Below are 20659 nucleotides of genomic sequence, written 5' to 3'. Positions count from 1 at the left end.
CTGTATCAACAGGACCATATTACATTTATGTCGTAACTTAAAATTAGCTACGAGATTCAATAATCGCTTTCGCAATGTTTTGCGGTGCATCAGTGTACTTCAAAAACTCCATGGAGTAGGAAGCACGACCCTGAGTCGCAGAACGCAAATCAGTTGCATAACCAAACATTTCAGAAAGAGGCACTACAGCATGGACTATTTTGATGCCACCGAAGCCATCATCCATACCTTCAATCAAACCACGACGACGGTTTAAGTCACCAACCACATCGCCCATGTAGTTCTCAGGAGTAGTTACTTCTACTTTCATGCAAGGCTCGAGCAACACAGGATTCGCTTCGAGCGCACCCTTTTTGAAGCCCATAGAACCCGCAATTTTGAACGCCATTTCATTCGAGTCCACATCGTGATATGAACCGTCGAACAGAGTGACCTTCACGTCCAACACAGGGAAGCCGGCGAGAACACCGTTCTTCATCTGCTCTTGGATACCTTTATCAACCGCAGGAATGAATTCACGTGGAACTACACCCCCAACGATCGCGTTGATAAATTCGTAACCAGCGCCTTCTTCATTAGGCTCTAGTTTTAACCAAACATGACCGAATTGTCCACGGCCACCTGATTGGCGTACAAATTTACCTTCAGCCTCGACTGATGCGCGAATGGTTTCGCGGTAGGCCACTTGTGGCTTACCTACGTTACACTCAACACCAAATTCGCGACGCATACGGTCTACGATAATGTCTAAGTGTAACTCACCCATTCCAGAAATCAGTGTTTGTGATGATTCTTCGTCAGTCTCAACCCGGAAAGATGGATCTTCTGCTGCGAGTTTTTGCAGCGCGATACCCATTTTATCTTGGTCTGCTTTAGACTTAGGCTCAACGGCAATGGTAATTACTGGCTCAGGGAACTCCATGCGTTCCAAGATCACCTTATGATCAGGATCACAAAGTGTATCACCCGTGGTGACTTCTTTCAGACCGATAGCCGCAGCGATATCACCTGCACGTACTTCTTTCAGTTCGGTACGGTCGTTAGCGTGCATTTGCACGATACGGCCGATACGTTCACGCTTCTGTTTAACAGAGTTATAAACGCCAGAACCTGATTCGAGTACGCCAGAGTACACGCGAATAAAGGTCAAAGTGCCCACGAACGGGTCTGTAGCAATCTTAAATGCCAACGCCGCAAAAGGGGCATTGTCATCTGATGGGCGCTCAACTTCTTGCTCATCGTCATCAATGCCCTTAATTGGAGGCACATCGACAGGGGCTGGCAAGAATTCCACAACCGCATCAAGAACCGCTTGAACGCCTTTGTTCTTAAATGCAGAACCACAGGTCGCTAAAACGATTTCATTATTAATAGTACGCTGACGCAGTGCCTTTTTGATCTCGTCTTCTGACAGTGTGCCTTCTTCAAGGTACTTGTCCATCAGTTCATCCGAGGCCTCGGCTGCTGCCTCAACCAGATACTCATGCATCTCAGCCGCTTTATCGGCTAACTCTGCAGGGATCTCTTCATAAGAGAAAGTCATACCCTGGTCCGCTTCGTTCCAGTTAATGGCTTTCATCTTGATTAAGTCGATCACGCCAGTGAAGTTTTCTTCTGCACCGATATTCAGTTGAATTGGCACACAAGTCGCTCCTAGGCGAGTTCTGATTTGCTTCACTACACGTTCAAAGTCCGCACCTGCGCGGTCCATCTTGTTAACAAACACTAAGCGTGGAACGCGGTATTTGTCAGCTTGACGCCAAACGGTTTCTGATTGAGGTTCAACACCTGAAGAACCACAGAAAACCACGACAGCGCCGTCGAGAACGCGCAAAGAACGTTCAACTTCAATAGTGAAGTCAACGTGACCAGGGGTATCGATGATATTGATGCGGTGTTCAGTGAATTGAGCATCCATACCACGCCAGAATGTGGTTACAGCAGCCGAGGTGATAGTAATACCACGCTCTTGCTCTTGTACCATCCAGTCAGTGGTTGCGGCGCCGTCATGCACCTCACCGATTTTATGAGACAAACCGGTATAGAACAGAACACGTTCTGTTGTGGTGGTTTTACCTGCGTCCACATGAGCACAAATACCGATATTACGATAACGCTCAATTGGGGTTGTACGAGCCACTATTATACCCTCTCCACCAAGACAGGTGCCTTGGCAATATCAACAACAATGGTGTGGGCCTAAGCCCACACCATCAGATTACCAACGGTAATGAGCAAAGGCCTTGTTAGCTTCAGCCATGCGGTGCACGTCTTCACGCTTCTTAACAGCAGTACCTTTGTTTTCAGACGCATCTAGCATTTCACCTGCTAGACGTAAAGCCATAGATTTTTCACCACGCTTACGAGCAGCTTCAACTAACCAGCGCATCGCCAGTGCGTTACGACGCACAGGACGAACTTCACATGGTACCTGGTAAGTAGAACCACCAACGCGACGAGATTTAACTTCGACTGATGGGCGTACGTTGTCCAGGGCTGCTTCAAGAACGTCTAAATGGTTAGCGCCTTTCTTTTCAGCGATAACATCTAGCGCCTTGTAAATGATTTTTTCTGCAGTCGACTTTTTGCCGTCTTGCATAATGACGTTGATGAACTTAGCCAGCAACTCACTGTGAAACTTTGGATCTGGTAGGATTTTACGTTGTCCTACAACGCGACGTCTTGGCATAACAATTCTCCGTATGCTTCAGGGATTTCCAAAACTGGAATTCTCAAAATAAAACTAGCTTGGCCTTACTTAACGGATTGCGTTAAGACTTAGGACGCTTAGCACCGTACTTAGAACGACCTTGGCGACGAGTGTTCACGCCAGCACAGTCTAGGGCGCCACGAACAGTGTGATAGCGCACACCTGGTAAGTCTTTAACACGACCACCACGGATTAAGATCACGCTGTGTTCCTGCAGGTTGTGGCCTTCACCGCCGATGTACGAAGTAACTTCGAAACCGTTAGTTAAGCGCACACGAGCTACTTTACGTAGTGCAGAGTTAGGTTTTTTAGGGGTAGTAGTGTACACACGTGTACATACACCACGTTTTTGTGGGCACGCGTTCAACGCAGGCACGTTAGTCTTGTCGACTTTAGGTGCGCGTGGCTTACGTACCAACTGGTTTACAGTTGCCATGTATAGCTCCGAAACAGTTGAATCAAACTCAACGATAAGGTGTGAAAAATCTATATCCCACAATGGTGGGACGCGGAATTTTAGAAAGGTAATGCCTGACTGTCAAGAAATAGCCAACTTTTGCGGCATTTTACAATAAAAAAGGCGCCATAGGCGCCTTTTTGTTACAAACTGATTACTTAATCTTGGCTACCAGCCAGGTTTAAGAGGTCTGCAAGGTTTTGTTCTGCTTCACTTGCAGTGATCTTATTCACTACAACTGGCTCGTCTTTCTTAGCACGGGCATCGTTACGGGTCTTGTGATAAGCATAACCAGTTCCAGCTGGGATCAGACGGCCAACGATTACGTTCTCTTTCAGACCACGTAAGTTATCAGACTTACCACCTACGGCAGCTTCTGTCAGTACGCGAGTGGTTTCTTGGAACGATGCTGCAGAGATAAACGATTCTGTTGCCAGAGACGCTTTGGTAATACCCAGCAGTTCACGCTCGAAGGTCGCAGGCACTTTGCCTTGTTCGATCAGGTCGCGGTTAGCGATCTTCACGCGAGACACTTCAACTTGTTCGCCTTCTAAGAACTCACTGTCACCCGCAGAGGTGATCACGCACTTACGCAGCATTTGACGGATGATCACTTCGATATGCTTATCGTTGATCTTCACGCCTTGTAAACGGTATACGTCTTGTACTTCGTTCACAATGTAGTTTGCTACGTTGTGGATGCCACGTAGACGCAGAATGTCGTGCGCCGCTTCTGGACCGTCAGCAATAACTTCACCACGTTCGACTTTTTCACCTTCGAACACGTTTAAGTTACGCCATTTCGGGATCATCTCTTCGTACTGTTCACCGCCATCCGCTGGTGTAATCACCAGACGACGCTTGCCTTTGGTCTCTTTACCAAACGAGATGGTACCAGAGATTTCCGCCAGAATAGCTGGCTCTTTTGGCTTACGAGCTTCGAACAGGTCAGCAACGCGTGGTAGACCACCCGTGATGTCGCGTGTTTTAGACGATTCTTGTGGAATACGTGCTAACGCGTCACCCACGGCGATTTGCGCGTTGTCGTCGAGGTTAACGATCGCACTGCCTGGTAAGAAGTATTGTGCTGGTACTTCAGTACCTGGGATCATCAGGTCGCTACCATCGGCACCAACCAGACGGATCATTGGGCGCATTTCTTTACCCGCTGAACCACGTTGACCCACGTCGAGGATCACGATTGAAGACAGACCAGTCAGTTCGTCTGTTTGACGAGTCATGGTCACGCCGTCGATCATGTCAACGAACTTAATACTACCCGCCACTTCAGTGATGATTGGGTGAGTATGTGGATCCCAGTTAGCGATGATATCGCCCGCTTCTACCGCAGCTTCTTCTAACTTCTCGAGCACAGTACCGTAAGGCACTTTATAACGCTCTTTCTCACGACCTAATTCGTCGATGATCGCCAGTTCAGAAGAACGAGAAACGATAACCAGCTTGCCGTCAGTGTTAGTTACGTACTTAGCGTTGTGCAGTTTCAACGAACCAGAGTTCTTCACTTGAACGTTGTTTTCTGCAGACGCTCTCGATGCCGCACCACCGATGTGGAACGTACGCATCGTTAACTGTGTACCTGGTTCACCGATTGATTGCGCCGCGACAACACCGATGGCTTCGCCGTGGTTAATCAGGTGACCACGGGCTAGGTCACGTCCATAACATGCCGCACACACACCGAAGTCGGTATCACAGGTAATTACTGAACGTACAATCACTTCGTCGATTGAGTGTTCTTCTAACTTGTCACACCATGCTTCATCGAGCAGAGTGTTACGTGGTGCAAGCACATCTTCTGTACCTGGGTACAGAACATCAACCGCAACCACACGACCCAGTACGCGTTCACGTAATGGCTCAACAACGTCACCACCTTCGATCAGCGGCTTCATTGTCAGACCTTCGTGAGTACCACAATCGTCTTCGATGACCACTAAGTCTTGAGCAACGTCAACCAGACGACGAGTCAGGTAACCCGAGTTCGCTGTCTTCAATGCGGTATCGGCTAGACCTTTACGCGCACCGTGGGTTGAGATGAAGTACTGAAGAACGTTCAGACCTTCACGGAAGTTCGCCACGATTGGGGTTTCGATGATCGAACCGTCTGGTTTCGCCATCAGACCACGCATACCCGCTAACTGACGGATCTGTGCGGCACTACCACGAGCGCCCGAGTCGGCCATCATGTAAATGCTGTTGAACGAAGCTTGTTTCTCTTCAACGCCATCACGGTTAATCACTGTCTCAGTTGACAGGTTTTCCATCATCGCTTTAGAAACTTTTTCGTTCGCACTTGCCCAGATGTCGATTACTTTGTTGTAACGCTCACCCGCAGTCACCAGACCTGATTGGAACTGCTCTTGAATTTCGAGCACTTCTGCTTCAGCGTCAGCAACTAAGGTGTACTTCTCAGCTGGGATCACCATGTCGTCGATACCGACAGATGCACCAGAGATAGTGGCGTAACGGAAACCTGTGTACATCAGTTGGTCAGCGAAGATAACGGTATCTTTCAGACCTAATTGACGGTAACAAGTGTTCAATAGTTTAGAAATCTGCTTTTTGCCCATGTTCTGGTTAACCAGATCAAATGACAAACCTGCTGGCAGAATTTGTGACAGCAGAGCACGACCAACAGTAGTATCTACGATACGACGCTGTTCAGTACGCTCACCATTGTCCCCGATAACGGTTTCAGTGATACGCACTTTCACGCGAGCATGCAGTTCAGCAGCGCCAGTTGCGTAAGCTTTTTCAACTTCAGCAACAGACATAAAGTACATACCTTCACCACGGCCGTTGATACGCTCACGGCTGGTGTAGTACAGACCTAATACTACGTCTTGAGACGGCGTGATTACAGGCTCGCCGTTCGCAGGTGACAGGATGTTGTTGGTAGACATCATCAGGGCACGAGCTTCAAGCTGCGCTTCCAGTGTTAACGGTACGTGTACCGCCATTTGGTCACCGTCGAAGTCGGCGTTGTATGCCGCACAAACGAGTGGGTGTAACTGGATGGCTTTACCTTCAATCAGTACAGGTTCGAACGCTTGGATACCCAGTCTGTGCAGTGTTGGTGCACGGTTAAGCATCACTGGATGTTCGCGGATCACTTCATCCAGAACGTCCCAAACTTCCGCCACTTCACGCTCTACCATCTTCTTAGCAGCTTTGATGGTTGTCGCTAAGCCACGACCTTCCAGCTTGCCATAGATGAATGGCTTGAACAGTTCCAGTGCCATCTTCTTAGGAAGACCACATTGGTGCAGACGTAAAGTAGGACCTACGGTAATTACCGAACGACCAGAGTAGTCTACACGCTTACCTAACAAGTTCTGACGGAAACGACCTTGTTTACCTTTGATCATATCGGCCAAAGATTTCAGAGGACGTTTGTTAGAACCGGTAATTGCACGACCACGACGACCGTTATCTAATAGCGCATCAACAGACTCTTGTAACATACGCTTTTCGTTGCGTACGATGATGTCCGGCGCAGCTAAATCTAACAGACGCTTCAAACGGTTGTTACGGTTGATCACGCGGCGGTACAGATCGTTCAGATCTGAAGTCGCGAAGCGGCCGCCATCGAGCGGTACCAGCGGACGTAAGTCAGGTGGTAACACAGGCAGTACTTTTAAGATCATCCACTCTGGCTTGTTGCCAGACGTGTGGAATGCTTCCATCAACTTAAGACGCTTGGTCACTTTCTTGCGACGAGTCTCAGAGTTGATTGATGGCAGCTCTTCACGCATTTGTTCGATTTCTTTTTCGAGATCGATTGCGCGCAGCAGTTCTAATACCGCTTCAGCACCCATCTTAGCTTCGAATTCGTCACCGTATTCTTCTAATGCGTCCAGATAGTTTTCTTCTGTCAGCATTTGGCCACGTTCAAGGCTGGTCATGCCAGGCTCGATCACGACGAAAGATTCAAAATACAGTACGCGTTCGATATCACGCAGCGTCATGTCCAGCATTAAACCGATACGGGACGGCAGTGATTTCAAGAACCAAATGTGGGCAACTGGGCTAGCCAGTTCAATGTGACCCATACGCTCACGACGTACTTTAGTCTGGGTAACTTCTACACCACACTTTTCACAGATCACACCACGGTGCTTCAAACGTTTGTACTTACCGCACAAACATTCGTAATCTTTGACCGGGCCAAAGATACGCGCACAGAACAGACCTTCACGCTCAGGCTTGAAGGTACGGTAGTTAATGGTTTCTGGCTTCTTAACTTCACCAAAAGACCAAGAACGGATCAGATCAGGCGATGCCAGACCAATTTTGATGCCGTTAAATTCTTCAGTCTTGCTTTGCTGTTTCAGAAACTTTAATAAGTCTTTCACGTTTCTCTCCTGAAGGAGTTAAACCGGGTGCTCCGCTCGCACGGAGCACCATTCTGTTGCCAAACGCGGCTAAATACCTGCGCTTATTCCTGATCCAACTCGATGTTGATACCGAGTGAACGGATCTCCTTCAGTAATACGTTGAAGGACTCTGGCATGCCAGGCTGCATCTGATGGTTACCGTCGACGATGTTCTTATACATCTGAGTACGACCGTTAACGTCATCCGATTTCACGGTGAGCATTTCTTGAAGCGTATAAGCGGCACCGTATGCTTCGAGTGCCCACACTTCCATCTCCCCGAAACGCTGACCACCGAACTGAGCTTTACCGCCCAGTGGTTGTTGAGTCACTAAGCTGTACGAACCGGTAGAACGGGCGTGCATCTTATCGTCAACTAAGTGGTTCAGTTTGAGCATGTACATGTAACCTACAGTTACTGGACGCTCAAATTCGTTACCGGTACGACCATCAAATAATTTCAGCTGACCAGAGGTTGGCAAGCCTGCAAGCTCAAGCATCTGCTTGATCTCTTTCTCTTTAGCACCGTCGAAGGCTGGCGTAGCAACTGGGATACCGCCTTTCAGGTTGTTCGCTAAGCGCAGTAACTCATCGTCAGTGAATGAATCGATGTCAACGCGCTGCTGCACTTCGTCACCTAATTCGTACACTTGCTTGATGTAGCTACGAACTTCTGCAAGTCCCTTCTCGCGCTGATCTTCCAGCATGGCAGCAATCTTGTTACCAATACCTTTAGCAGCAGCACCTAAGTGAACTTCAAGAACCTGACCGATGTTCATACGTGATGGAACGCCTAGCGGGTTCAATACGATGTCCACAGGGTTGCCTTGCTCGTCGTACGGCATGTCTTCAATTGGGTTAATCTTAGAGATAACACCCTTGTTACCGTGACGACCCGCCATCTTGTCACCTGGTTGGATAGTACGTTTAACCGCTAAGTAAACCTTAACGATCTTCAGTACGCCTGGTGCCAAGTCATCACCTTGGGTGATCTTGCGACGTTTGATTTCAAACTTCTTATCGAAGTCTGCTTTCAGCTCTTCATGCTGTTCAGCTAATTGCTCAAGTTCAGTTTGTTTGGTTTCATCGTCAATGACCTGAACCAATACATCTTTACGTGGCAATGCTGCGATTTGTGCTTCAGTGAAACCGGCACTTAATAATAAGTTGCGCGCACGGCTCAATACGCCTTCTTCAAGGATCTTGAACTCTTCGCCTAAGTCTTTACGAGCTTGGGCAATGTGCATTTCTTCGATTTCAATGGCGCGTTTGTCTTTCTCAACGCCGTCACGGGTAAATACCTGAACGTCGATGATGGTACCTTTAACAGAGTTAGGTACACGCAGTGAGCTGTCTTTCACATCAGACGCTTTCTCACCGAAGATGGCACGCAGTAACTTCTCTTCTGGCGTCAGTTGTGTTTCGCCTTTTGGCGTCACTTTACCTACCAGAATGTCACCGCCCTTCACTTCTGCACCGATGTAAACGATACCAGACTCGTCGAGTTTCGACAGAGCAGATTCACCTACGTTTGGAATGTCAGCAGTGATTTCTTCGCTACCCAGCTTGGTATCACGAGCGATACAAGACAGCTCTTGAATGTGGATAGTGGTGAAACGGTCTTCCTGTGCAACACGCTCAGAAATTAAGATCGAGTCTTCGAAGTTGTAACCGTTCCAAGGCATGAACGCGATACGCATGTTCTGGCCAAGGGCTAAGTCACCTAAGTCAGTAGACGGACCGTCTGCTAACACGTCACCACGAACCACTGGCTCACCAACAGAACAGCAAGGACGTTGGTTGATACAAGTGTTTTGGTTAGAACGGGTGTACTTAGTCAGGTTGTAAATGTCGATACCCGCTTCGCCTGGGCGCAGCTCGTCTTCATTTACTTTAACTACGATACGGCTCGCATCAACGTAATCGATCACACCGCCACGTTTAGCGGCGACTACTACGCCTGAGTCCACAGCTAGCGTGCGCTCAATACCAGTACCGACCAGAGGCTTCTCTGACTTCAGTGTTGGTACCGCTTGACGTTGCATGTTCGCACCCATCAATGCACGGTTCGCGTCGTCGTGTTCTAAGAACGGGATCAGTGACGCAGCAACAGAGATGATCTGTTGTGGCGATACGTCCATGTATTGAATGTCAGACGCGCGCATAAAGGTAGATTCACCTTTGTGACGACATGCGATCTGCTCTTCAACCATGCGGCCTTCAGAGTCAACTTCGATGTTCGCCTGTGCAATCACATAACGACCTTCTTCAATCGCTGACAAGTATTCCACATCGTCAGTGATCACACCGTCTACCACCTTGCGGTATGGTGTTTCTAAGAAGCCGTAAGAGTTAGTACGGGCAAAGCTTGCTAATGAGTTGATCAGACCAATGTTTGGACCTTCAGGGGTCTCAATTGGACATAAACGACCATAGTGCGTTGGGTGTACGTCGCGGACTTCGAAGCCTGCACGCTCACGGGTCAAACCACCTGGGCCGAGAGCAGAAATACGACGCTTATGCGTTACTTCTGACAGCGGGTTGTTTTGGTCCATGAATTGTGACAGCTGAGAAGAACCGAAGAACTCTTTCACTGCAGCAGAAATTGGCTTAGCGTTGATTAAGTCTTGTGGCATCAGCTCGTTCAGATCGCCTAATGACAGACGTTCACGCACGGCACGCTCAACACGGACCAGACCAACACGGAATTGGTTTTCAGCCATTTCACCCACAGAACGAATACGACGGTTACCTAAGTGGTCGATATCGTCCACTTCGTCGAAGCCGTTACGGATGTGAATGATGTTCTTCATTACTGCAACGATGTCTTCTTTAGACAGTACACCGCTACCTTCGTCATCAGGAATGCTGAGACGACGGTTAAACTTCATACGACCTACTTTAGACAGGTCATAACGTTCTTCACTGAAGAATAAGTTTTGGAACAGGGCTTCTGCTGCATCTTTGGTTGGTGGCTCACCAGGACGCATCATGCGGTAGATCTCAACTAACGCTTCTAAGCGGTTAGTGGTTGGATCGATACGCAGAGTGTCAGAGATGTAAGCACCGTGGTCTAGCTCGTTGATGTACAACGTGCTTAGCTCTTTGATGCCTGCCAGTGATAACTTCGCTAAGTCTTCTAAGCTGATTTCACTGTTAGCAGAAACTAATACTTCACCCGTGTCCGGATCGATGTAATCTTGAGCAGCATATTTGCCCACGATGTACTCAACTGGTACTTCGAGTTCAGTGGTGTTGGTTTTTTCGAGTTGGCGAATATGACGTGCAGTCACGCGACGGCCCGCTTCAACCAATACGGTACCTTCAGCATCCTTGATGTCGTAGCTGGCGGTTTCGCCACGCAGACGCTCAGGTACTAAGGTCATAACCAGAGTATCTTTCTTGATCTTGAATTCAACACGTTCAAAGAACAGGTCGAGGATCTCTTGAGTAGAGTACTCTAATGCGCGCAGAATGATGGTCGCAGGTAATTTACGGCGACGGTCAATACGTACGAACAGCGCATCTTTAGGATCGAATTCAAAGTCTAACCATGAACCACGGTAAGGAATGATACGTGCGTTATACAGCACCTTACCTGATGAGTGGGTTTTACCACGGTCGTGATCGAAGAATACGCCTGGAGAACGGTGTAATTGAGATACGATTACACGCTCAGTACCGTTGATCACAAAGGTACCGTTGTCAGTCATCAATGGGATATCGCCCATGTAGACTTCTTGTTCTTTAATATCTTTTACAGTGCCGGCCGCTGCTTCACGATCATACAACACCATGCGTAACTTAACGCGCAGTGGAGCTGAATATGTAACACCACGGATCTGACACTCTTTCACATCAAAAACAGGCTCGCCAAGCTTATAGCTGACGTATTGCAGTTCTGAATTACCAGAAAAGCTCTTGATGGGAAAAACGCTACGGAAGGCGGCTTCTAAACCGCGCTCACCGGTAGGATCTTGATCGGTGAACTTCTTAAAAGAGTCTAACTGAATAGACAAAAGGTAAGGAATATCCAACACCTGTGGACGCTTACCAAAGTCTTTGCGAATACGCTTCTTTTCAGAATAGGAGTAAACCATGGGTTTCCTCTGCTTGCGAGATGTGACCAAGACTGAACTTATAACAATAGTCATTAAATTCAGCACGTTTGCCCATCACCGTTGATGGCAAGAACCTAACCAGTAATCTCTGCTAGGGACTGCAAAATTTGGCGATAAACGGTGAAAAAAAATCGCCGACGCATATAGCGCAAAAAAGGCCGACGGTTAAAAAACCGCCAGCCTCCACCCAATTGGCTTGGGTGAGTAAGCTACATAATAGCTTACTTGATCTCTACTGTAGCACCAGCTTCAACCAGTTCTTTCTTCAGAGCTTCAGCTTCTTCTTTAGAAACGCCTTCTTTAACTGCTACTGGAGCAGCTTCAGACATTGCTTTAGCTTCTTTCAGGCCTAAACCAGTTGCGCCACGGATTGCTTTAATAACAGCAACTTTGTTGTCGCCGTGAGCAGTTAACATAACAGTGAATTCTGTTTGTTCTTCAGCAGCAGCACCTGCATCAGCAGCACCGCCAGCAACTACTGCAGCAGCAGCAGAAACGCCGAACTTCTCTTCCATAGCTTCGATCAGTTCAACAACTTCCATTACAGACATAGCTGCAAAGGCTTCTAAGATTTGGTCTTTAGTGATAGACATAACAAATGTTTCCTATTGTTCTGAATTCAATTTTATTAAGCAGCCAGCTTAAAATTAAGCGGCTTCTTGTTTTTGATCGCGCAGGGCGGCCAGAGTACGAACGAACTTGCCAGCAGATGCTTCTTTCATAGTCATCATTAACTGTGCTAGTGCTTCTTCGTATGTTGGCAGTTTCGCCAAACGATCAATTTCAGCTGCAGGGATGAAATTCCCTTCAAAGGCTGCGCCTTTAACTTCGAAGTTAGCTTGCTCTTTAGCAAAGTCTTTTAACAGACGAGCTGCAGCACCTGGGTGCTCGTTAGAGAAAGCAATCAAAGTTGGGCCAGTGAACGTTTCTGCTAGGCACTCAAATGCAGTACCTTCAACAGCACGACGAGCCAGAGTGTTACGTACTACACGTACATAAACACCAGCTTCACGAGCTTTTTTACGCAGACCGGTCATAGCACCTACAGTTACACCGCGTGAATCAGCGGCTACTGCAGATAGCGCACCTTTGGCAGCTTCGTTGACTTCAGCAACAATCGCTTTTTTGTCTTCGAGTCTTAATGCCATTGGCTTTACTCCTGGATTCCACCTAGGGTATTCCCCTAGTATTTACCATACTAAATACTTATGTATTTAGTGACTTACGGTGCAGATTATCCAGTAAAAAAATTTAGCTGGGGCCTGACACCGTCTACGCAGGAAATTAAGTAAACCGATAAGGAAAACACCTGCGGTCTTGGACGGAAGCCCGTTTCACAATGCGTTACACATCAAAAACAGGCTTCAACCCACAAAGTGCGCGCATTATAGACTAATGCGCTCACCTTGTAAAATTAGTTAGCTGTATCGAGAGTCGCTTGGTCGATAGCTACACCTGCACCCATAGTGGTAGAGATGCTAACTTTCTTCACGTATACACCTTTAGCAACTGCAGGCTTAGCCTTTTTCAGTGCAGAGATTAACGCTTCCAAGTTTTCTTTCAATTGAACTGGTGTGAAATCCACTTTACCGATAGTAGTGTGGATAATACCGTTCTTGTCGTTACGGTAACGAACTTGACCAGCTTTAGCGTTCTTAACTGCTTCAGCAACGTTTGGCGTTACTGTGCCAGTTTTTGGGTTAGGCATTAAACCACGTGGGCCTAAGATTTGACCTAACATACCAACAACGCGCATTGCATCTGGAGATGCGATAACTACGTCGAAGTTCATTTCACCAGCTTTGATTTGCTCAGCCAGATCATCCATACCAACGAGTTCTGCACCAGCAGCTTTTGCAGCTTCAGCATTTGCACCTTGTGTAAATACTGCAACGCGAACTTCACGACCAGTACCGTGTGGTAATACAGTAGCACCACGAACGTTTTGGTCTGATTTACGTGGGTCGATACCCAGGTTAACAGCAACGTCAACACTTTCAACGAACTTAGCGGTTGCTAATTCTTTTAACAGAGCAACAGCGTCGTTGATTTCGTATAACTTAGTACCGTCAACTTTCTCGCGGATTACGCGCATGCGTTTAGTTAGTTTTGCCATTATATTAACCCTCTACAACCAAACCCATTGAACGCGCAGTACCTTCGATTGAGCGAGTCATCGCTTCAACATCAGCACCAGTCATATCGGCCGCTTTCAATTCAGCAATTTCTTGAATCTTAGCACGAGCGATAGTACCTACTTTCTGAGTGTTTGGACGTGGAGAACCTGATTTCAGGCCTGCAGCAGTCTTCAGTAAGTAAGAAGCTGGCGGAGTCTTAGTTTCGAAAGTGAATGAACGGTCACTGTACACAGTGATCACGACTGGAATAGGCATGCCTTTTTCCATTTTTTCTGTACGGGCGTTGAACGCTTTACAGAATTCCATGATGTTCACACCTTTCTGACCCAGAGCTGGACCAACTGGTGGTGAAGGGTTCGCAGAACCTGATTTCACTTGTAGCTTAATATAAGCATCAATCTTTTTTGCCATCTGACATTTCCTCAGTTTGGGTTCAAACGCGCATCAGCGACATGCCGACGTGCTCCCCCGAAAACAACGGGTGCGGATTATATAGAAATCCGCACCCGTTGCCAAACGGATTTTTGTATTTAATTTAATCAGCCTTTTTCGACCTGATTAAAATCGAGCTCAACAGGTGTAGAACGACCAAAGATCATTACTGACACTTTTACGCGGCTCTTGTCATAATCCACTTCTTCAACAGTACCGTTAAAGTCAGCAAATGGACCATCACAAACACGCACCACTTCGCCCGGCTCGAAAATAACACGGTGAGTCGGTGAAGCTGTGGTTTCTTGTAAGCGACGCAGAATTGCATCCGCTTCTCTATCTGAAATTGGGGCAGGACGATCAGAAGTTCCGCCAATAAAGCCTAAAACACGCGGGATGCTTTTGACTAAATGCCAGCTGTCATCGTTCATTTCCATCTGGACTAGAACATAACCAGGGAAAAACTTACGCTCGCTCTTACGACGCTGGCCTGCACGCATTTCAATGACTTCTTCAGTCGGAACCAATACTTCGCCGAAGTACTCTTCCATGCCGTGCATTTTAATGTATTCAATCAGTGACTTACAAACTCGGCTTTCATAGCCTGAGAATGCCTGCACTACATACCATCTTTTTTTAGCTTCTTTAGCTTCAGTCATTCGAGGTGCCTATACGCCAGTGATGAAATTGACAATGTGCATTAACACTGCATCTAAACCCCATAAAACAAGGGCTAAAATACCTGTTGCAGCAAGGACAATAAAAGTGGTGTTAAGCGCTTCTTGACGTGTTGGCCATACGACCTTGCGCACTTCAATTTGCGACTCACGAGCGAACGCTAAGGCTTTCTTACCCTTTTCTGTTTGCAGGGCAATAAAACCAGCAATAGCGAATGCAACGATAACAGCCAGTGCACGGATCACGGCACTTGTCTCGCTATACATTTGATTGCCAATAACAGCAGCGGCCAGCAATAGGATCGCTAAACCCCACTTCACGATATCCAGAGAGTTAGTCTGGTTTTCAGTATTTGTTGTCATCGGTTATTCCGTTACTCAATACGGCCTGAGCTTGAGCACAATAATTAGGGACATACGACCCAGTTACAATACGCTTTAGATACTCTGCATTCCGAATACCCTTAGAAACGCATGCTGCATAAGCTCAGGGTCAAAAATCGGCCATAGATTGTATTCTTATTCGACTTTGTTAGCAAGGATGCACAGCCGTTGCAACCCACAAAACCTAGTAAATAATCGACTTAAACAAAAAAGGAAGCCGAAGCTTCCTTTTTCAGTACTATAACTAATTCGCGATTAAGCGAAAATCTTAGCTACAACACCAGCACCTACTGTACGGCCACCTTCACGGATTGCGAAGCGTAAACCTTCGTCCATCGCGATTGGGCAGATCAGAGTCACTTTCATCTTGATGTTGTCGCCTGGCATTACCATCTCTACGCCTTCTGGCAGTTCGATAGTGCCTGTCACGTCAGTTGTACGGAAGTAGAACTGTGGACGGTAGCCTTTGAAGAATGGAGTGTGACGACCACCTTCTTCTTTTGACAGAACGTATACTTCTGATTCAAAAGTAGTGTGTGGGTTGATTGAACCTGGCTTAGATAATACTTGACCACGTTCTACGTCATCACGCTTAGTACCACGTAACAGGATACCACAGTTCTCACCTGCACGACCTTCGTCAAGCAGCTTACGGAACATTTCAACACCAGTACAGGTTGTCTTAGTGGTTGCACGGATACCAACGATTTCTACTTCGTCACCAACACGTACGATACCACGCTCAACACGACCTGTTACTACTGTACCACGGCCAGAGATTGAGAATACGTCTTCGATTGGCATCAGGAATGGCTTATCGATATCACGCTCTGGTTCTGGAATGTAAGAATCCAGTGCAGCGGCTAATTCGATGATCTTAGCTTCCCACTCTGGCTCGCCTTCTAGCGCTTTCAGAGCAGAACCTTGGATAACTGGTAAGTCATCACCAGGGAAGTCGTATTCTGATAACAGTTCACGTACTTCCATTTCTACTAATTCTAACAGTTCAGCATCGTCAACCATGTCACACTTGTTCATGAATACGATGATGAATGGTACGCCTACTTGGCGAGACAGCAGGATGTGCTCACGAGTTTGTGGCATTGGACCGTCAGTAGAAGCTACTACCAGGATCGCGCCGTCCATCTGTGCAGCACCAGTGATCATGTTTTTAACATAGTCAGCGTGGCCTGGGCAGTCTACGTGTGCGTAGTGGCGAGTTGGTGTATCGTATTCGATGTGAGAGGTATTGATGGTAATACCGCGCTCACGCTCTTCTGGAGCGTTATCGATTTGAGAGAAGTCTTTAGCTTCACCACCGTAGGTCTTAGCCAGTACGTGAGAGATAGCTGCAGTCAGAGTGGTTTTACCATGGTCAACGTGACCGATGGTGCCCACGTTAACATGGGGCTTATTACGTTCAAATTTAGCTTTTGCCATGGTATTGCCTCAATCCAAGAGTCTTGGTGATGAAAACATACATATAGAAAAAATCCGATGCATATAAATGACATCGAACCGATTATTTAGGTATAGGAGCTTAATTTAGAAAGGCTGGTGCTGATAGGCAGATTCGAACTGCCGACCTCACCCTTACCAAGGGTGTGCTCTACCAACTGAGCCATATCAGCAACTAAATTTGGAGCGGGCAGCGGGAATCGAACCCGCGTTATCAGCTTGGAAGGCTGGAGTAATACCATTATACGATGCCCGCGCAACCTAACTAAGGCTACCTAACTACCTAGAAAATGGTGGAGGGAGAAGGATTCGAACCTTCGAAGGCGGAGCCGTCAGATTTACAGTCTGATCCCTTTGGCCACTCGGGAACCCCTCCAGTAAAATGGTGCCGGCACCAAGAGTCGAACTCGGGACCTACTGATTACAAGTCAGTTGCTCTACCAACTGAGCTATGCCGGCAAATCATTTCGGAACGGGATATTAGGTAAATGTGTGCCCAAGTGCAAGCAAAAATCGACGATTTGTTTAAAAAAAGCAATCAAATGATGCTTTTTTACACTTAAACCTAGGCCATAGAGCAATTATTCTGCGAATACTCAAGCGAGACAAACAAACGGGGTATCGGGAATAGATTTTATATTGTCGATACTTAAGTCATGGTGTACTGTGCGATCCCTAAGCCGAGGAAAGCCAATGACGTCAAAAAATCCAATTCAAAAAGCACTCTATCTTGCCTTTGAGCGCGCGCAATGGTCTGTTTTACGGGACGCAGTGCCAATGACACTGAGTGAACAAGACTTGGAAAATTTGCGCGGTATTAATGAGAAGGTTTCCCTCTCTGAAGTAACCGATATTTACTTGCCTCTCAGCCGGTTACTCAATCTCATCGTAAAATCTAAGCAACAACGTGGCTTAGTCTTGGATGAGTTTCTTGGCCAAAAACCCTCGAGCAGCCCTTATATCATTAGTATCGCTGGCAGCGTTGCGGTGGGCAAAAGTACCACAGCGCGTATTTTACAAGCCTTGCTGCGCCACTGGCCGGAGCATCCTAAGGTCGATTTAGTGACTACCGATGGTTTTCTGTATCCTTTGGCCGACTTAAAGCGCAAGGGCCTACTGCAGCGTAAAGGCTTTCCTGAAAGTTACGACATGAAGATGTTGGTCGAATTTATTTCGGCGGTAAAATCCGGGCAGGCCCATGTTAATGCGCCTATCTATTCCCACGTGACTTATGATCGTATTCGCGGCCAGCATCAAACGGTTTCTCAGCCCGATATTTTGATCCTAGAAGGACTCAATGTACTGCAAACTGGTTTAGATTCACCGGTAGATATACGTCGCCCCTTCGTCTCCGACTTCGTCGACTTCTCTATTTACGTTGATGCCGAAGAGCACTTATTAAAGCAGTGGTATCAGGAGCGCTTTTTGCAATTCCGTAAAGGCGCCTTTAGTGATGAAAAGTCGTATTTCCATCACTACGCCAGCCTAACCGATGATGAGGCGAATGCGATTGCGGCGAAGATTTGGGACACAATCAACGGCCCCAATTTACAACTCAATATCCAGCCGACAAGAGAGCGGGCACATCTGATCCTGCAAAAAGGCCAGGATCACTTGATGTCCCACGTATTGTTGCGCAAATAGCCTATTTTGGCCTTAAACTAATTTCGCCGCCGATGTATGCCTGTGTGCCATCGGCGGTTTCAAGTAGTACTGCACCCTGTTCGTCGACGCCACGGCAAATACCCTCAACGTGATTTTCACCCATGAGTAGACGGATCTCTTTGCCATAGAATAAATCAGCCGCTTGCCAACGCATTTTGAATGCGGCTAATCCTTCGCGTTCAAATAGTTGAATATCTTTCTTAAACTGCTTTTGCAGCGCAATCACGAGATCCGTTTTATTCGGCATAGTCGCTAAGGCGGATAGATCGCTCCAAGGCTGGTCTATGCCCTTACCTTGGTCTTCCGACATGGCCATGTTGACGCCAATACCAATGATCAATTGGCACTCGCTATCCGCCTGACCTGACATCTCAATTAAAATCCCAGCAAGCTTTTTATAATTAAGGTAAATATCGTTTGGCCATTTCACGCCGATATTATCCACGCCAAAGGACTTCAATACCTCTACTAAGCTACAAGCCACAACAAGGCTTAAGCCCATTGCCTGCGCCATCCCTTGGGGGAATGACCAAAACTGCGAGAAATATAAATGATGCCCATAGGGAGAAACCCAAGTACGGCCACGGCGACCTCGTCCTGCCGACTGGTATTCCGCGACACACAGGTCGCCACTCTTAAGCTCACCCGTATGGCTTAACATAAAACCGTTGGTGCTTTGGATTTCATCAAAATAAAAGCAGCGATTATCAATCGACTGAATTAACCGAGTCGAGTCGATAAGAGAGATGGGGTTCGCTAATTTGTAACCACGACCTTTGACACTGTAAATCGCCACGCCATAGTCTTCCAAAGCATCGACATGCTTGCTCACCGCCGCACGAGAAATACCCAGTTGTGTCGCCAACTCTTCACCCGAGACAAAATGTTCGCTCGACAGTAATCCCAGTATTTCGCGTTTTCTCATCCAGTTATCAGACATCGAGACTCGTCTCCCCTGTTAATCCCATAATTCTTGGCTCGGCTTCTAACTTAACGCCAAAAACCTCATTTACTCGCGCAATAACATGTAATGCTAATCGACAAATATCTTGGCCAGTTGCATGGCCTAAATTGACTAATACTAAGGCTTGCTTCGCATGCACTCCCGCGTTCCCAAGGGCAAAGCCCTTAAGACCCGCGTGCTCAATCAGCCAACCCGCAGCCAGTTTAACCTCTCCATTGGGTTGAGCATAACCGACAATACTCGGGAAACGCGCAGCAAGCTGCATATAAGTCGCCGCGCTTACGATAGGATTCTTAAAGAAGCTACCTGCATTACCGAGTTCTTCAGGGTTGGGTAGCTTTTCGCTCCTCACCTCACAGACACGCTCAAAAATCTCCCTTGGGGTCACCGTCTCAGCGTTAAATGATTGCAATGGACCATAGGCCAATTTCGGTTGCCAAGCTTTAGGGAGGCGCAAACCAACGGCGGTAATCACAGCTTTGTCGCGTAAGCTGCCTTTAAATATCGACTCCCGATAGGCAAACTTACACTCATCGACTGTAAGCTTTAGCAAGTTACCTGACTTGAGATCCAGATATTCGACCCAATCACAAATATCGCAAAGCTCTACACCATAGGCGCCGATGTTTTGGATCGGTGCTGCACCAACAGTGCCAGGGATAAGCGCTAAGTTCTCAAGACCTGGCATATTCTGATTTAAGCTGAACTGAACTAATTCATGCCAGTTCTCACCCGCCTCAACGGCAAGGTAAAAGTAAGAGTCATCTTCAGAGCAGGAAATACCCTTAGTCAACACACGCACTACGGTGCCATTAAAATCATCGGTGAATACGATATTGCTGCCGCCGCCGAGGACAAGCATAGGTCGCTTAGACTGATATAAGGATAAGCAGGTCGATTGCAGCTCTGCCTTAGAATGGGCTTCAATCATGGATAAGCAAGATTGATCCACGCCAAAAGTATTAAACGGCTTTAGCGAATATGGAAAAGACATGGTGATGTTCTGCCGCGACAAAAGCGACATTGTAAACGCTTCACCCTAGAATTGCAGCAAACTGAGGTAGATCGGTCAAAGCAGATAAGTAATGAAGCAAGATCTTGAACAAGAGTAAAAATAACAGTGGAAGTGGCAGTTAAGAACGCGAAAAACAAAAAAGCCAGCTTATTCAGCTGGCTTCATTGTTTAATTAGGCGCTTGGCGATGACCTACTCTCACATGGGGAGACCCCACACTACCATCGGCGCGATTGCGTTTC

At 47.2% G+C, this 20659-nt stretch carries 15 protein-coding genes and 4 tRNA genes; 1 reads left to right on the top strand and 18 read right to left on the bottom strand.

Annotated features, from left to right (window positions below; translation table 11 throughout):
- Window positions 1-43: 43 nt before the first annotated feature.
- The 16 genes from fusA to M0415_RS20695 all read right to left on the bottom strand — a co-directional run bounded on the left by fusA (window position 44) and on the right by M0415_RS20695 (window position 17233).
- The gene (gene fusA / locus M0415_RS20770) at window positions 44-2140 is read right to left on the bottom strand and encodes an elongation factor G (protein WP_086904167.1); all 2097 of its coding nucleotides are present in this window, start codon (window positions 2138-2140) and stop codon (window positions 44-46) included.
- Between the two features lie 78 nt (window positions 2141-2218).
- Window positions 2219-2689: a 30S ribosomal protein S7 gene (rpsG, locus tag M0415_RS20765; protein WP_011715460.1), complete on the bottom strand. Its 471-nt coding sequence runs from the start codon at window positions 2687-2689 to the stop codon at window positions 2219-2221.
- Between the two features lie 82 nt (window positions 2690-2771).
- Window positions 2772-3146, bottom strand: a complete 375-nt coding sequence (gene rpsL / locus M0415_RS20760; RefSeq protein WP_011715459.1) for a 30S ribosomal protein S12 — start codon at window positions 3144-3146, stop codon at window positions 2772-2774.
- Between the two features lie 179 nt (window positions 3147-3325).
- Window positions 3326-7543 (bottom strand): DNA-directed RNA polymerase subunit beta', encoded by a 4218-nt coding sequence (rpoC, locus tag M0415_RS20755; protein ID WP_011715458.1) that lies wholly within the window; start codon window positions 7541-7543, stop codon window positions 3326-3328.
- Between the two features lie 83 nt (window positions 7544-7626).
- Window positions 7627-11664, bottom strand: coding sequence for a DNA-directed RNA polymerase subunit beta (gene rpoB / locus M0415_RS20750; protein ID WP_088213139.1), 4038 nt, complete (start codon window positions 11662-11664; stop codon window positions 7627-7629).
- 242 nt (window positions 11665-11906) lie between these two features.
- Window positions 11907-12278, bottom strand: a complete 372-nt coding sequence (gene rplL, locus M0415_RS20745) for a 50S ribosomal protein L7/L12 (protein WP_011624800.1) — start codon at window positions 12276-12278, stop codon at window positions 11907-11909.
- A gap of 54 nt (window positions 12279-12332) precedes the next feature.
- Window positions 12333-12833, bottom strand: coding sequence for a 50S ribosomal protein L10 (rplJ, locus tag M0415_RS20740; RefSeq protein ID WP_023265431.1), 501 nt, complete (start codon window positions 12831-12833; stop codon window positions 12333-12335).
- 266 nt (window positions 12834-13099) lie between these two features.
- Complete coding sequence (gene rplA / locus M0415_RS20735) at window positions 13100-13801, bottom strand: 50S ribosomal protein L1 (RefSeq protein ID WP_011715456.1); 702 nt, start codon at window positions 13799-13801, stop codon at window positions 13100-13102.
- A gap of 4 nt (window positions 13802-13805) precedes the next feature.
- Window positions 13806-14234, bottom strand: a complete 429-nt coding sequence (rplK, locus tag M0415_RS20730; protein ID WP_011621019.1) for a 50S ribosomal protein L11 — start codon at window positions 14232-14234, stop codon at window positions 13806-13808.
- 128 nt (window positions 14235-14362) lie between these two features.
- On the bottom strand, window positions 14363-14914 hold the full coding sequence (nusG, locus tag M0415_RS20725) for a transcription termination/antitermination protein NusG (RefSeq protein WP_088213140.1): 552 nt from the start codon (window positions 14912-14914) through the stop codon (window positions 14363-14365).
- Between the two features lie 9 nt (window positions 14915-14923).
- A complete protein-coding gene (gene secE / locus M0415_RS20720) occupies window positions 14924-15295 on the bottom strand; it encodes a preprotein translocase subunit SecE (RefSeq protein WP_011621018.1) in 372 nt (123 codons plus the stop codon).
- A gap of 276 nt (window positions 15296-15571) precedes the next feature.
- Window positions 15572-16756, bottom strand: coding sequence for an elongation factor Tu (tuf, locus tag M0415_RS20715; protein ID WP_011715454.1), 1185 nt, complete (start codon window positions 16754-16756; stop codon window positions 15572-15574).
- 115 nt (window positions 16757-16871) lie between these two features.
- Window positions 16872-16947: transfer RNA gene (locus tag M0415_RS20710), tRNA-Thr, on the bottom strand.
- Between the two features lie 9 nt (window positions 16948-16956).
- Window positions 16957-17030, bottom strand: a tRNA-Gly gene (locus M0415_RS20705).
- A gap of 35 nt (window positions 17031-17065) precedes the next feature.
- Window positions 17066-17150, bottom strand: a tRNA-Tyr gene (locus M0415_RS20700).
- Between the two features lie 7 nt (window positions 17151-17157).
- Window positions 17158-17233: transfer RNA gene (locus M0415_RS20695), tRNA-Thr, on the bottom strand.
- Window positions 17234-17467: 234 nt separating this feature from the next.
- On the opposite strand from M0415_RS20695, the gene coaA reads away from it, so the two are divergent.
- Window positions 17468-18418 carry a type I pantothenate kinase gene (gene coaA / locus M0415_RS20690; RefSeq protein WP_011715453.1) on the top strand — a complete coding sequence of 317 codons (951 nt, stop codon included), beginning with the start codon at window positions 17468-17470 and terminating at the stop codon, window positions 18416-18418.
- Window position 18419: 1 nt separating this feature from the next.
- Here coaA and birA read toward each other — a convergent pair whose 3' ends face one another.
- Together birA and murB are read right to left on the bottom strand one after the other, a co-directional pair.
- Window positions 18420-19379, bottom strand: coding sequence for a bifunctional biotin--[acetyl-CoA-carboxylase] ligase/biotin operon repressor BirA (birA, locus tag M0415_RS20685; protein ID WP_249553015.1), 960 nt, complete (start codon window positions 19377-19379; stop codon window positions 18420-18422).
- On the bottom strand, window positions 19372-20397 hold the full coding sequence (gene murB, locus M0415_RS20680; protein ID WP_249553013.1) for a UDP-N-acetylmuramate dehydrogenase: 1026 nt from the start codon (window positions 20395-20397) through the stop codon (window positions 19372-19374). The genes birA and murB overlap by 8 nt, the downstream gene beginning before the upstream one ends.
- Window positions 20398-20659: the final 262 nt, after the last annotated feature.

This window comes from Shewanella sp. 10B (genome assembly GCF_023475885.1).
Lineage (GTDB): Bacteria > Pseudomonadota > Gammaproteobacteria > Enterobacterales > Shewanellaceae > Shewanella > Shewanella mangrovisoli.
Note: the sequence above shows the minus strand (reverse complement) of the source record. Positions and strands in the feature narration are given on the sequence as shown.